The sequence below is a fragment of the Bartonella sp. B39 genome, assembly GCF_053795145.1.
Map to the genome: position 1 here is coordinate 1416587 of NZ_CP200036.1, position 15202 is coordinate 1431788.

Annotated in this window: 13 protein-coding genes and 1 pseudogene; 5 read left to right on the forward strand and 9 right to left on the reverse strand. The window is 36.6% G+C overall.

Annotation, left to right across the window (positions count from 1 at the left end; genetic code table 11):
• Nucleotides 1-5: 5 nt before the first annotated feature.
• Complete coding sequence (locus V4P57_RS06520; RefSeq protein ID WP_455465762.1) at nt 6-2447, forward strand: autotransporter outer membrane beta-barrel domain-containing protein; 2442 nt, start codon at nt 6-8, stop codon at nt 2445-2447.
• 296 nt (nt 2448-2743) lie between these two features.
• Here V4P57_RS06520 and V4P57_RS06525 read toward each other — a convergent pair whose 3' ends face one another.
• The 5 genes from V4P57_RS06525 to V4P57_RS06545 form a co-directional block, all read right to left on the reverse strand.
• A complete protein-coding gene (locus tag V4P57_RS06525) occupies nt 2744-3187 on the reverse strand; it encodes a flagellar protein FlgN (RefSeq protein WP_455465763.1) in 444 nt (147 codons plus the stop codon).
• Nucleotides 3188-4974: 1787 nt separating this feature from the next.
• The gene (locus V4P57_RS06530) at nt 4975-5151 is read right to left on the reverse strand and encodes a hypothetical protein (RefSeq protein ID WP_455465764.1); all 177 of its coding nucleotides are present in this window, start codon (nt 5149-5151) and stop codon (nt 4975-4977) included.
• Nucleotides 5152-6718: 1567 nt separating this feature from the next.
• Nucleotides 6719-6949 (reverse strand): hypothetical protein, encoded by a 231-nt coding sequence (locus tag V4P57_RS06535; RefSeq protein WP_455465765.1) that lies wholly within the window; start codon nt 6947-6949, stop codon nt 6719-6721.
• Nucleotides 6946-7575: a ParA family partition ATPase gene (gene parA, locus V4P57_RS06540; RefSeq protein ID WP_455465766.1), complete on the reverse strand. Its 630-nt coding sequence runs from the start codon at nt 7573-7575 to the stop codon at nt 6946-6948. The genes V4P57_RS06535 and parA overlap by 4 nt, the downstream gene beginning before the upstream one ends.
• 335 nt (nt 7576-7910) lie before the next feature.
• Nucleotides 7911-8036 carry a hypothetical protein gene (locus V4P57_RS06545; protein ID WP_455465767.1) on the reverse strand — a complete coding sequence of 42 codons (126 nt, stop codon included), beginning with the start codon at nt 8034-8036 and terminating at the stop codon, nt 7911-7913.
• A gap of 424 nt (nt 8037-8460) precedes the next feature.
• Here V4P57_RS06545 and V4P57_RS06550 point away from each other — a divergent pair, with 424 nt between their 5' ends.
• A complete protein-coding gene (locus V4P57_RS06550) occupies nt 8461-8790 on the forward strand; it encodes a TIGR01244 family sulfur transferase (protein WP_455465768.1) in 330 nt (109 codons plus the stop codon).
• Between the two features lie 206 nt (nt 8791-8996).
• Here the strand turns inward: V4P57_RS06550 and V4P57_RS06555 are convergent, their stop codons facing one another.
• The 3 genes from V4P57_RS06555 to V4P57_RS06565 form a co-directional block, all read right to left on the reverse strand.
• Nucleotides 8997-10034, reverse strand: coding sequence for a bifunctional riboflavin kinase/FAD synthetase (locus V4P57_RS06555; protein WP_455465769.1), 1038 nt, complete (start codon nt 10032-10034; stop codon nt 8997-8999).
• A complete protein-coding gene (locus tag V4P57_RS06560; protein WP_455465770.1) occupies nt 10034-10879 on the reverse strand; it encodes a TIGR01459 family HAD-type hydrolase in 846 nt (281 codons plus the stop codon). Before V4P57_RS06560 ends, V4P57_RS06555 begins: the two co-directional genes overlap by 1 nt.
• A 666-nt stretch (nt 10880-11545) precedes the next feature.
• The gene (locus tag V4P57_RS06565; RefSeq protein ID WP_455465771.1) at nt 11546-11866 is read right to left on the reverse strand and encodes a hypothetical protein; all 321 of its coding nucleotides are present in this window, start codon (nt 11864-11866) and stop codon (nt 11546-11548) included.
• Nucleotides 11867-12517: 651 nt separating this feature from the next.
• Here V4P57_RS06565 and V4P57_RS06570 point away from each other — a divergent pair.
• From V4P57_RS06570 to V4P57_RS06580, 3 genes and pseudogenes are all read left to right on the forward strand, one after another.
• A complete protein-coding gene (locus tag V4P57_RS06570) occupies nt 12518-12754 on the forward strand; it encodes an EexN family lipoprotein (RefSeq protein WP_455465772.1) in 237 nt (78 codons plus the stop codon).
• Nucleotides 12755-12921: 167 nt separating this feature from the next.
• Entirely contained in the window at nt 12922-13212 is a 291-nt protein-coding gene (locus V4P57_RS06575; RefSeq protein WP_455465773.1) for an EexN family lipoprotein, read from the forward strand.
• 3 nt (nt 13213-13215) lie between these two features.
• Nucleotides 13216-13610, forward strand: a pseudogene (locus V4P57_RS06580) (EexN family lipoprotein).
• Nucleotides 13611-14254: 644 nt separating this feature from the next.
• Here V4P57_RS06580 and V4P57_RS06585 read toward each other — a convergent pair.
• Nucleotides 14255-15001 (reverse strand): hypothetical protein, encoded by a 747-nt coding sequence (locus V4P57_RS06585; protein WP_455465774.1) that lies wholly within the window; start codon nt 14999-15001, stop codon nt 14255-14257.
• Nucleotides 15002-15202: the final 201 nt, after the last annotated feature.

The following is a 15202-nucleotide window of genomic DNA, read 5'->3' on the forward strand; positions in this document are numbered from 1 at the left end:
GAGAAATGCCCCCTAGCGCTCCTGTATCTCCACAGTCAGTGCCTGCACAAACGGAACTAGGTGTATTACAAATACCTTCAAGACCTGATTCTGCAGGACCAGCACCGGCATCATCAATGCTTGTAATACCAGAAGTTGAAAAGCTATCGCTGGGGCCTTCAGCACCTGTACAACCTGTAAAAACGATACAAGTTGAGGAAGTTCAATCTACAATTGAATCTACAGAAGGTGGTACTGTAACGCAGCATGATATTAGAATACACAATAAAGTCATTATCGCAGATGCACGAAATAGAAATTCGACAATAAAATTAATCGGAGGGACAGCTTCATCAAATTTTATAGGGCTAGGTGCATTAGATAACGCAATCATCGATGCAACAGATGTTACTGTAACAGCGATGATAACTGGCTTGATGGCCAGAAATGGTACAATTCGCTTGAAGGATTCAACCGTAATTGTTACCAGTGATGCCATAGCTCATGGTATTTTTATTACAAACAGACACAGCATTCCTGTGGATCAGAATGCCGAAAGAAGAGACAACACCGCCCCTTCGAAAATTGATTCTAGTGATATAGTTTTAGATAATACAAAACTTTTCGTTGAATACGGTACGGGTATTAATCTTTATGGATTATCTACGAATGCTAAAGTCAACCTTAAAGATTCGGAAATCCATGCCGATGTCTTATTGAAAAATAAAAAAGAAGAAAATGCTCCCACAAATGCCTTTGTACTAACTGCAGATCGTTCCCTTTTAAAAGGGCGAGTGAGAACGTTAGAAGAAAACAAAACAGTTTTTGATCTAAAGAATGGTACGAAATGGTTTTTAAAGGCGAATAAAAATATTTTGAATAATGATAATGATATAGATTCACCTGTCTATGAGCAGTTTGGTGTTGATGAAAAATCATACTCTAACCTTTCTGCACTAAAACTCGCAGACAGCATTATTGTGTTTGATAAGCCAATGATGGGACGTTACCAAACTTTGTTTGTAGGATCTAACCCACAACAAAGGGACAAAGCGCCCGATGCACCAGCGGTTTATAGTGCAACAGGTGCTGCTGAGATTCATTTGAACTCTAAATGGAACAGTTATTCCCCGGTGGCTAAACAGGAAACCGATCGCCTTGTAATTAATGGCGATGTATCAGGCAGTACTGTAGTTCACATAAATCTTCTGGAAAATGATAAAAAAATAACCAATAGCAGTTCTGTTTGGGGAGAACACATGGCTTCACTTCCTTCAGAGGCGCATGGGATTTCAGTCATTCAAGTTGCCGGAAAAGCTAACGAAAATTCCTTCAAGTTAGCAGGAAAATACATGATGATGGGTGGTCTGCCTTATAAGTATGTACTCACTGCCTATGCACCAGGTAAATCTCACGCTAACCAAAACCTCTTTGGTAGGAATGATCGTGATTTCTGGGATTTCCGGTTGCAAAATGCCTACGTTGATGGGAATAAGAAAGTCAGGGCGCTTTTACCGCAGGTAGCAAATTATTTGGTTATGCCCAATGCCTTATTTTCTTCTGGTTTTGCTGATGTGAGCAATCAAAACACGCTGTTAGATAATATGCAAAAAACAGTGTTTGGAGCAAAAAGTAATAAAGAGAAAGGCATTTTCTTGTCCTCCTACGGCGAAAGAGTCACATTATTTTCCAACCGTAGCCCTCTGCATTATGGCTACGGTGCTGATGTGAACTATAATGCTTTACAAACGGGTATTGTATTAGCGACGTTGGAAAGCAAAGATATCCATACACATTTTGGGCTTCTCGGCACGTACGGAAAACTTGCTTTTACTCCAAAGGGTATGGAAGATTCTGAAAAGACAACGCTTGATAAATGGTCGCTCACAGCTTACAGTGGCATCCAGCATAGCAGTGGTGTATATGTCAATACACTCCTCTCCTACGGTACTCTGAAAGGTGATATTACTACGGCCCTCGCCGGAAATGTCGCAAAATTAGATGGTACTGGAATACTGAGTGTATCTGCTACTATTGGTAAAAAATTAGCAACGACTGCGAAGGGGCTAGCGTTTGAACCACAAGCGCAATTTATCTATCAAAATCTTATGTTTGATACCATTTCAGATGCCAACAATTTTGAAGTTAATATGGGCAAATCTCGTCAATGGTTGATACGGATGGGTGGGCGTCTAACGCAAACTCTCTCCACCGTAGAAGAAGGCAATGCTCTTTCCTTCTATGGTAAGCTGAACATTATTAAAACCTTTGCTGATGGTGGAACGATTAAAATTGCTGATACATTTTATCTTGATCCTACCGGATCTTCAATTGAAGGGGGTATTGGCGTTAATGCCTATCTCTCTCGAAATATCGCAATCCATGGTGATATTAGCCATCGGCAGAAACTTCAAAAAGCTGGTGTATCTGGAACCAGTTTCTTTGGTGGAATACGCTATCATTTTTAAGAAAAAAACCAACGCTTATCTTAATAAGAGGCAGCATTTTATGTTGCCTTTTATTAATTAAGTCACTGCCTCTCAAAAAAATCTTATATAAAGATCATCCGATATCAAAGCAAAGACACCTCCAATCAACAAAATAGCAACACACATGCCCCCCCTTCTTAAAAATGATTTGCTCTTTTATAGTAAGGAGCGGTTTTTTTGTGAGCATTAAAATTTCATAAATCATCAAGCCAAATATTAAAGAGATTAAAGACGCGGAGTTGCCAAGTAAATCCGTACGTTACGTAACTATTTTATCACTTAGAGCGTTCAGTATTAACCAAAACTGAATCCCCAATACCATCTGTTTCTTTTGTACGAGCAGATATCTGCATGGCTTGCGAAAGATCATTGACTGCATCCAAATGCATTTGAAGCAACTCACTATTGCGGTATAATTTTTTTTGCAAATCCGCTAATAAACTCTCAACTTCATTTTCAATATCTTCATTCATATAGCGTTTCATATCGCTTATAGACTTATTAAGGTCACGTAAGCCACGTATCTTACATAAATTTATTTCTTCATAATCAGGAACACCACTGCTTTCTAGCATATTGCTTTCATAATCGACCACTTGTGCCAGCCCTTTAACAGCTGCAACAAACTTTGTCATTGCCCAATCACGATCAATAAGAGTGTTATCAAGAACTTTTGCTTTTGATGAAAAACTATCATCACCATATTGCACTACAGACATTTTTTCCCCTTCAACGTTGTTGTTCAATTTTTCTCTCAAATAAAAGAAATTGAACAGCTTTTCTTCAATGCTGGTATCCTCAATCGAATTCATTGTGCGAATATTGCTCCAATAACAGCACAATAATCTTCAATGCATCCACCTACTCGATTTTCAACGCATTAAATGAAACATTTCTTTTGCTTTGCTCCCAAATCTCCACCGGCGCGATAACAATTCACCAAAATGCTGCAAATTCTCAACTACGCAGTGGATATCAGAAATCTCCAAATTTATTCTGCCTATCTTAAGAAAAATGACAACGCGTTGACAAAAAGCATATGCCACCAAAAATTTCGTGCATATAAAGAGTTAAACTCTTTAAAATATTTCAACATTTCACTCTCCTCAGTCTTCAGCTTCACTATGCACCTGACATGCTACATGCTTTTTGGCACTTTGCAGAATCAGCTTGCATCCATTCAGAAAGATCTACTCTTTTTACTTTCTCTACTATTCACACGTACAGCATCGTACACACATAACAAGAGAACTTTCTGAACATAGCCACGCGACAATATCAAAAAGATAACTTAGAATAATCAATGATTGCCCTTTTTAATTATCATTCGCTTTTCTTTGCAACGAACGACTATATAGGATTTTAGAAACCCTTTCAAGAGTTCATAAAAAAACGCATAGCCCTATAATCTTTTCGTAGATTATTTTTACTCCATAATGTGCAATTGGCTATTAATATCGCTTTTTACGCTCACTCTATACATAAAAGAAAAAATCATAGGACCAATAGTTCTCTCTGTAAAAACAAAGATTCTACTACGAGCCCTCTATTCCCAACATTCAGAATGAGGCCATACTATTGCTTTTCTCCTTCAATAACCATATTGGATATTCTTTCATAAAGCAGTTTTAGCGATTTTGTTATGGTGTAAAATCAAGCAGAAAATTTATATAAGAAGATTTTTTTGCCACATAATACCTGCAAAAAAATAAAGAAACACAACAAATCTTTACTTTTTTCATGCCCAACAGTACTAAAACACCCCAAATCTTCATAAGAAAAAGAAGAATTTAAGTTAACAAGATACACCGCGCATCAATTCCAGCTGTCACTTCCAACGCTTCTCGTATTAACCTTTGCCTTGTGCGCGCATTTTTAACAATGAGACTTAAAGTTTCTACTACGAATCATAATTATTCTTTTAGATTGACCCTCTCCTCTTTCTCTAAAAGACAAAGCACCCTCTCTTCACCAATCTATAATAAGATTGGTGTTCCTCAAGTGGCTTTCACCTTGCTCATCAATGATATGCTTCACTTCACAAGTTCACTGGAGAAATCCTACCCTGAACATCTCATTCAACTTTATGTTTCTACACCGGATTGATACAAAAGAAAACTGAAAGCAGAGAGAGATGGCATTGTTTTAAACATACATGAATGTGCTTTATCGCCATACTGAAAAAATATTTTACGATAGTATGAATAATCTTGTCATTTTTTCTCAATGAAAAGTAAAAACAAAAAGAATCAGAATTCATTGGTTTTTAACAAAATGCATGAGTCTGTATCTTGTACTTATATTATTTTAGATGTAAATCTGCTTTATTTCATAAGATCTAATAAATACCTGCATTCAAAAGAGAAAATATCTTTACATAAAAAGGAAGTTTCTTATTTATTGAAACCTATATCTTTTCTGTTTAAGTCAAAACAATCTCTCACTTGAAAAAGAAAAAAACAATATTGCCACAATTACCTTTATTTATAATTTCACTGCCATCTCACTATTCTCCAGCTTCAGAAGCTTGTGAATCCGACTCATTTATTCCTCTTGCAAATCCCTCACTTAAGCTTTCTAATAGAAATTCAACGACAGATGCCATGAGATTCTGACAATTCTTAGATGATGACCGTGAAAACGGTTCCATCTTTCTACATTTCTGTATCCATTCTTCTGCCAATCCTCTATCTTTTCTAAACTCTTCTACGCTGTAAGTTTTTCACAACCAGCGACACCAATCCCGGTGCAAAGCAGCAGTGCTGTAATGATAGCTTTCTTCATGAATAAACCCCCTTCTGTCTTTGAATTTAATGAAACAATGTGTTTCACATAACCTCTATATCGTTTTTGAAATACTTCCCTTTGACGAATATTCGCAGTTTCAATGTGCGTGTGATGAATTCAAGAGCAACTCACCTGAGTAAGATTTGCGTTCGTCACATTACCTACACATCTGCTCATTGTGTTTGAAGTTTTTGAAATTTAGAAAAGCTTGATGCTTTTGTGCTTTTCACTATCAAGCAACACAAATATCTTTAATGACAAGCATTTATAATGCCCATCATCATTGCAAATTGTTAACAAACAAAAACAACATCTCTTCAATCCACTGGTTGCGCTCTCATCATTCTTAAATCGTCGGAAAAACAAAGAAAATTTTGATATAATTTCCCCATGTACTTACAAAATGCCGATAGAAATACTTAAAAAATAACCTTACACATCTCAACAAAATTAAGAAATAGAGCTGTATCCCCTTAAGTCTCCATGACAATGACACCAAAGAACGTAAAACTGTAAAACAACACAAATACAAAAAATAATATCAATAGAATGATAAATAATTTCTTTTGTGTATTTGGTGTACTTGAGAATGAGCAAATTTTTACAAAGCACAACTATCAGTAAATGAATTAGTTATTTTCAGCTCCCTTCTAAACTTTAATATAGTTTAAATAAACAATGTATCGCTGAAAATTGATCAGCACTACCTGTTTCATTACAGTATTAAATCTTTTATAATAAAAAGAACAAGAAAGAACTTCACATTTAGAAATATTATCAAAATAATTCCCCAAAGATTATACGAATCTCTGGAGAGAAAAATCAGTGTTGATTTTAAAATGAGCACATCTATAAATAAGGAATGAAAAAAGAATTATTCGTAATGTCCAATTATACGATTCTGAATGCTGCAAAACACAGCTGTTTACATCACAAATAGTATTAACTAATCATAACAAAAGGGAGAGATGCTTTTATCCGCAGGGAGTTTGTATCAAAAACAATTGATATCACTTTTAGATAGAGTGCGTATCATTAAACAGGTTCACTGTGTGCAGCTTTTTGTTAACAAAGCCGATGTTGCGGTCTTGAAGCTTACAGAAAACATAATGGTAAAATTCCATAGGTAGATTCAAATCAAATATACTCCCCCCTATCTGTTTGAATATCACAACAGTCCTTTTTTTCATTACCACGATAATATATCTCGCATAAAAAGTGCTAACTTTTATTCATACCATCCAACATTTATGCTCTAAGGGTAATGTAGCTTACATTCCCGTACATAACAAAATAACCATCCAACATCAGATTTACTTAATACAGCTCTTTGAAAGGATGCAAAGGAACAGAGCAACGGGAGTGTACGATCATAAAACATCCCCACCAAATTTTTACCTACAATATCTGCTTCTTTAGAAAATAAATCAAATCAATGAAAACGTATTATCGTATATCATTTTTTACACTTTTCCGTATTTCTGTGAAAGCAATTCGCGCACCTCATCTGCTATTTTTGTTCCACGACTTGCGCAACTCACCTTAATCAAACGATGCAAACTTTCCGGCACATCAATCGTGAGGCGCTTCATACCTCCATCCATGCTCCTTTTGTGGCTTTCTACCCATGCATCAGCCGTTAAAGGAATTGATTTATTGGTTGGTTTTGTGCCAATCTTGATTTTTTTATTCATCGTGCTAACTCCTTGATTTCCGCTGCAACAGCTTCAATCTCTGCTGTCGCTGGTCCTTGTTTATCAACTTCATAGACGGCCTTCCCCTGTGCAGCAGCTTCTGCAAAAATCACGCGCTGCGCAACGCTGGAAGAAAGGACACGTACAGGATACACTCCAAGAGCTTCGCCCACATCACGCCCTATCGCTGTGTTGACTATTTTACGATTAATAACAAAAGCAGATTGCAAATTTTCCTTATAGACGCGCGCTTCATCAATAAGCTTTACAATTCCATCAGCCGCCCAAATATCATATGGACTGGGCTGTACAGGAATGAGCACCAAATCCGAAGCCATGAGAGCACTGCGGGCAAGATCAGTCACGCGTGGGGGGCCATCGATAACGATATGATCGTAATTATGAGCAATCTGTGTAATCTCTTTGTGAACCGTTGCGCGCGGTAAACCGACAACCGAAAATAAAGGATCACCTTCACGGGCAGCAGCCCAATCCAATGCACTCCCTTGCGGGTCAACATCAATAAGCAACACACGTTCTCCAGTACGCGCAAAACTGGCAGCAAGATTCACACTCAGCGTTGTTTTTCCTACACCCCCCTTTTGGTTCAAGAGTCCAATAATCATTAATTACGCCTTTCAGCTTTATCGTTTTTACGATTATAAAGAAAATAAAAAAGGAAGCAAGCATCTAGCACAGACAAAACAATCACCTCCTCTCTTTCACGATAAAAGCTACAAACAATGTATCAAGCCGCTACTAACTGATTGAAAAAACTCCTTGTTTGACAATTTGATACAATCCACTCAAAGAGAAAAAAACATATTTCTTGAAACACCTGTACTCTCTATTGAGGATGTAAATTTAAATCTACATTACGCACGCTAGGAAAAGCTACCTTCGCCCAAAAATCGGCCGATACACAGATACCTCATAAAAATTGAGAAAAAACATTTAGAATTTAAATCATCTCTTTTGTTTTAGCTTCTTCACTGAAAACCAATCTTTCTGTAAAAACCTCCCGCACAAATACAATCACATCTACAGTGCAAATGACAGCATCATAACTCCATAGTAAGATCATCATGATATGAGCCCCCTTCTATATTGCAGTTACCCTTGTATTAAAACAATTTACCAATTAGATGAGATTTTTCTAAAAAGTTTTTATCCACCTGCTCATTTCTCTGGTAACGTGAAAGTAAACGCTTTTTTTGATTGATATAAAAGGGAGAAACGCAAGAAAATATGAATCTCTTAAGTTTTTTTTACATGACGTAAAGCACTCAACACTTCAGTATAAATCAAACAACTAAGCAACATAAGATAGAATAATAAACATGCTGCAGATAAGATAATTCCATACATCATTGTTTATTTTTTATCCGCCAGATCCATTCTTCTCGACAAAGGAAAGATTTTTGTTAAGATGCCGTAAAAATCTCATCCTTATAATCCTCTTTCAACATACTAGAAAATATCATGAAAATGGTGTTTGGGAATAAACAAAGATGAACTTACAACAAATTGATCCTGATATTTTTATCAGCGCCCAAATTAGCGTCGAAAACATCAAAACATTGGCACAAGCTGGCTTTAAAACGATTATCTGTAACCGCCCCGATCAAGAAGATCCTCATCAACCTGATTTTTCTATCATTAAAGCGGCAGCACAGGAATATGGCATAGAAGCACATCATATTCCTATCGTACCGCCTACCATAAAAAAATCAGATATTGAAACCATGAAAACAATTTTAAAAACAGCTTCCACACCTCTTCTCGCCTATTGCCACAAAGGAACACGCTCGATGCATCTTTATCGTTTAGCCTGTCTTTAAGCACTTATATTAATGGATAAGAAAGAAATAAGCAGTAAATTTTTAAACTATAGCCACAGCTATAGAATTTCATAAACTTATGAAAAAGATAAAGACAATGCTTAAATCAGAACTCCAGACATTCGTTTCTGCCACTCAACAACGAAAAGCGCATATATTTCATGATGTTTTAGAGTATATTTTTGTAATCATAATCAGTTTAAGTGCTATTTTTGCCGCTCTGATATCTTTTTCAGATCAGCTGAGGGCATATTTTTAAAAGTAAGCAACCTATCTAACTGCGACAATGGTTGTATTGTCGTCAAAATTGCTCTTGCTGCTTTTTCATCACGTTGCATTTGCGCAATTAAAGGCTCAAGCCCATCAAATTTTTCTTGCCCTCGCAAAAACTGTAAGAAAGAAACGGTGCAACTTTCTCCATAAAGGTCGCCGTTAAAATCAAACAAATAAGTTTCCAGAAGCGGCACTCCATCTTTAAAAACCGTTGGACGACAACCAAAACTTGCAACCCCATCATGCAAAATGCCGTTAGCACGACGTAATCGTACCGCATAAACACCATGCGCTAAACTGGCTTGAGGAGGTAAAATCTGATTAGCGGTAGGAAATCCCAAAAGGCGGCCGAGCTTTTCGCCCTGAATAATATTTGAGCGTATCCGATAATGATATCCTAATAAATGAGCTGCGGTTCCCACCTGACCCTGTGAGAGAATCTTACGAATAAAACTAGAGGAAATAATCGATTGTTCTAGATCATGTGTACTAGATACGCAAGGAATTTGAACAACCTCAAATCCATATTCTTCCCCCCTTTGACAAAGAAGGTGTGCATTTCCACTTCTCTGGTAACCAAATTGAAAATTTTTACCTGTTACCACACCGGAAACATCAAAAGTTTGTTTTAAAATCACATTGATAAATTCATCTGCTGAAAGAGCAGCGAAATGCGCATCAAACGGCTGCTCAATCACACCATCAAACCCGAGGATTTTAAAAATTTCAGCTTTTTCAGCAGCTTCTGTCAAGCGATCGACAGGAGCTGAGGGTTGAAAAAAATTCTTTGGATGTGGTTCAAAGGTTAAAATAACAGCGGGCTTATTTTTTATGCGCGCTAAATCAAGCGCTTTTTGGAGCATCACCTGATGGCCACAATGAACACCATCAAAATTTCCAAGTGCCAACACTGCCCCCCGCCAAGCCAGAGGAAACATATGAGCCCCCCGAAGACGCAAGAAATCAGACATTACTGAAGTGCCCACATTACTGCTTGTGGCTGATAGCCATGACGTTCAATAAAAGAGTGCAGAGCTTCTTTATTCACCACACCGTTTTGCATATAGTCATAACGATGAATACCCCCTGTAATATAAATTACATCGAGACCAAAATGAACTGCGCCTTTGACATCGGTCAAAAGACCATCGCCAATAGCTAAAACCTGACTTTTTTCCACTGTACCGCGAATTTTTTGAAGTTTTTCAAAGGCACACTCATAAATAGGTGCGTGGGGTTTTCCGGCAATACGTACCTCACCCCCTAATTGTTGGTAAAGACGCGCCAATGCACCAGCGCACCAAAACTCCTGATTTCCATAATGTACAATCACATCAGGATTGGCACAAATAAAAGGCAAATTCCGCGCCCGCATACGATGAAACATATCCTCATAAGCGGACGGTTCTTCATCAAGATCTTCAAGAAAACCACTACAAACCACCACAGAGGCTTCCCATTCCTCAACCAGTTCACAACCTAACCCTTCAAACAACATTAAATCACGTTGCTGACCAATGAAAAAAACTTTACGTGGCGCGGCGCAAATGAGATCACGCGTCACATCCCCTGAAGTGATAATGGCATCATAATAATCGTTATGAACGTTCATGCTTTGCAATTGAGCAACAACATCTTCCCGTGGTCGAGGTGAATTGGTTAAGAAAATGACATTTTTTCCCATCTGTCGAATTTTGTGCAACACTTTCAATGCCGGTTCAAATGCGTGCACACCGTTATGTACAACACCCCAGACATCGCAAAAGACAGCATCGTAATGCGCTATAACATCATCAATATGGGTAAGTTCATTCATGTTGCACCTGTTTATATGTTTACCATCTATCACACTGTCTTTTACTTCAAAACTGCTTATCCGAAGATAACTCTTCTGTCATCTGCTTTCTCAACACTATATTTCTTTCCTATTCGTCGCTTCGCATCATGTATATAAATCATGAAAAATGATAAAATAAATAAGTTATGTAGGTGATGCACAATTCTAAATCGCCTCATATCAAAAGCTTATAATTCTACAATGCTACTTCTACTAATAAAAACTTTAATTCTAAAAATTACTGGATTGATACAGTTTCTTAACCGAGACACTCAAGTTCCTATTTTGAAAATGAACGAATAAATATTTTCATGAAAAAACTGCTAAAAAGAAAAGGCCCTGCTTCCCGAAATGCAAACTGAACATACAAGACACAAAATATGCACCATTATTTATGCAATATATTGGCTTTGGATCCTAAAAGCATGCCATAGATTGCATAAGATCTCTTAATATTTTAGATTTCATTATTTCAAATACTCTATTACGTTATTTCAAGCACTCTATTACCATGGACAGCAAAAAATCACTATAGGAATCAAAAACTGTTTAATGATGGGTTTTTGATGTTTTTCAAACAAAAATCTTCCTCTGTGCTTCAAAGAGCTGTTATTTCACTTACTTTCTTGCTTTTCTCACAATCTTTCAAGGATCAAAGGGAGTATAAGTGCTGTTAGCTTTTCTCGAATCTTCTGGCTGATCAAATTTGCTAGACCATAATCCACTTTGTATCTTTTGCGCAGAAAATTGTAAAATTTTGTAATCTGCTGACGAGGGAAAATGACGCTGATCTTTTGTCAAAACCATCATACCTTCCGCAAGCCCCAAGCGTGCAAGATCAACCCCATCAACAAAACATTGCGCATCATACCCCCATTGAATGATACGAACTTGCCGACAAGTAATATTTTTACCCATTGTTTTTGAGAAAAATCCCTGTTGTGGCAAAGCATACCTCTTTATCATGCTGGCGCCTTAATCCCATTGCGTGATACAAATTACCGTTTTTTACAGGCTTCAACACCATATAATCGGATATTACGAACAATTCTTTTTCTCAACCTCTCACCTATAGGGCTTTATCTGCTGATGTGATCATTTTAAAAGAAATACCGCTTGTTACCTGTATAGCCCCTGAATAGACAGGCACTTTTTCTTCAAAGAATTGCGTTCATAATGGTTGTGAATGAGAGATTATCTCTTGTCTATTCATACAAAAAAATATTGTAATTAAACAGTAGCGCCTATTCTTTTTTTCCGCTATACAGCCTCTTTTATTAACTTATAGTAATGTTTAGAGGGGGGCTAAAATAAGCAACCAGTTTACTGAGATTTGCGCCTTACAAAACTTATTCTTCCAGAACGTCATGATTACATCCCTGTTTTTTGCACAGAGATTCTCGTTATTGGTTGCAAAAAACCTGCAGCGTAGCGGAATTGAAGAAAGATAAAAATTACGCGACGAATGGGCTGTAAAGTGTAAAGAATCAAGGGGAGATCTATGAAGCCATTTCGAAATTATAAAAGTGCTAAACCAGCACTCAGTGAGTTTTTTATAGCGCACTAAAAAATTGTGCTCAAACCTTGTGAAACTGAAACAATGAAGGGGAATTAATCATGAACAAAATCATTATCACTACATTGCTGCTTTGCACTGGAATTGTCGCTGCTGGTTGTGAAAAAACCTATAGCGTAGAAGAATTAAAAAAAGACAAGAAACTGATGGAGGAAGTATTCGCGAAATGTTTAACGTCAGGAGACTTCAATTCGAAAAATTGTAAAAATGCCGCACAAGCTGAATTTGAAACCCGTGAAAAATGGGAGGTCTTTGGCTCTACAAATGATGATAAATAGGAATCTGAAAAACAACAGAAAGACGATTAATCTAGAAATAATATTATATCAAAATTATGTTTTCTATTTAGATTTACTATCATTTTTTACAAAAAATCTACAGCGTAGAAGAATTAGAAAATTGTGCTCAAACCTTGTAAAACTGAAATAATGAAGGGGAATTAATCATGAACAAAATCATTATCACTACATTGCTGCTTTGCACTGGAATTGTCGCTGCTGGTTGTGAGAAAACCCATAGCGTAGCAGAATTTAAAAAAGATAAAAAACTGATGGAAGAATGGGGAAAGAAGTGTGAGAAGATGGGATTATCTTCTCTAGAAATATCCAAAAATTGCCAAAATGTCATACAAGCCAATATGGAACTTTTCCAAGAGCATTACAGAAATCTTGCAAAGGAACTTCGTGAAAACAGTCAAGAACAAAAAGAATCTGAAAAGGAACAGGACAGCAATTAAATCATAAACAAAATCATTATCACCGCACTGCTGCTGTGCACGGTAATTATCACAGCTGGTTGTGAGAAAACTCACAGCGTAGCGGAATTTAAAAAAAATAAAAATTAATGGAAGAATGGGCAGTAAGATGTGGATTCACAGGAACTTCAAAAAATTGTGAAAGCATGCAATTGGCAGGAGCTCAACTTGAGAAGGAACGTCAGACAAAAGCTGAAAAACATAATCGCAAAATAGATGAAGATTTAAAGCTAAAACGGAAGCTGATCTCGCAAAAAAAAAGAGCTGAGACTAAAGAACAAGAAGCAAAAGAGCGCGCTAAACAACTACAAATTACCAAATTACAATGTGTATTAGTGATTTTGACCGACCTATTTATAACATCACAACAGAAACTGTAGCCAATCCTATAAAACCCATAATCATTATAATGCTTAGTATTACTCTCGATGGACCATGAAGCCAAAAAAGGAAAAGCATTAGCCCCTTTTTTCCTATTTGCGTCTTGGTCGCTATCTTCCCCCTGAACGGTTGAATGAAAATACCCAAAAGTGTGTAAAAAGACAATGAATAATACAAGTTATTTTACGAAGATTCCTTCATAAAAACTTCAGGATTCATTTGAGATCCATCATTTGGAAAACTAGCTTTAAAAGCAGATAATTTTATATGGAAGCTTCGTAAGCTATACTACAGATTGATCCCTTTTAAAAAATGAAACAGCATTGCCCCAATACTGAAGACAAAATTCTGGTTTTAAAAAAATTTTTCGTTATAGGTTTTTTTAAAACCATTATGAAATATTCTATCAGTCCTCTTGAACTTTACATTGTTTTGGAGAGTGTTCATTTTTTACTTTACATTTACCAATTTTTCTTTAGAAATCTTGCTTTTTTAGCGTTTTTTGTCTTCTTACCTTCTCTTTAAAGCACAAACATTCTCACGATTTATTCAAGTGTACCCTCTGATGTATTTCAATTCACTTTATTAAAGTGTGTAATTAAACATCAAGTAAATCTTAATTAAAAAACAGCAAAAGGCCTAATTAAAAAACAGCAAAAGGATTGTAAGATCCATTATCACGCCGCCATCGTGAAGGTTCAATGAAATCACTCGACCAAATACCAATTTTGTTGCTGCGTGCTGCTTCTTCAGCACTACGATACTGTGCTGGAATAGGATTTTTACCCTCTTTCGAAAGCACAAACATCCCCTCTGCAAGGCCTGCTTCAGCTAAATCAACGCCTTGAACAAAACATTGCGCATAAGAAATACCATTGTGCATAAGAGCATGCTTACAGGATAAATTCTGACCAAGTGTTTTTGTGACCAGCCAAGCCGTTGTAACTGCACCACATGGCCATTCTTGATCGTTTAATTTTGCTTTTTGACGCGGAGCACAAGTATCCACACCATAGAGATGAATATTGCGCGTAATATGCGTACGCCAAGACTGCGCAACAGGAGTAAACAAATGAAATGTGACACCACTGGTAACAGATGCCATGCCATGAAAAACACTTGCATTGTGCGGTAAAATATTGCTCTGCGACTCACGAATTGGTTCACTTTTTTCTAATTGCTGTTTGATGATGGGTTCTGTTCGCTTTTTCTTTTCGAAATGCGTATCAACAATATCTTCTTGGATATCTGAAATCGTAAATACCTTGAGAGCGCTCAAGTCCGTTGTATCTTTATACCGGCTTATCCCCCATAAAGCAGAGCCCATAATGTAAATAATAACGATGAATTTAAATCGCACTCGCTTCATAAAACCTATCAAAAAATTCATTTTTCTCTACCTTTGAAATTTTTATCAACAAATTACCTACTATTAAAGAGAAAACTTTCCGTAGGATATATTGAATATTTACTACATTTTGTAATATATATACCATCCTTAAAGTGTTTTATATTGCCTTTTTGAAAGAAATATATAACTTAAAATTGCCATTTTCATGTAACAGAATCCTAAAATGGAAGTTTTTTGTCT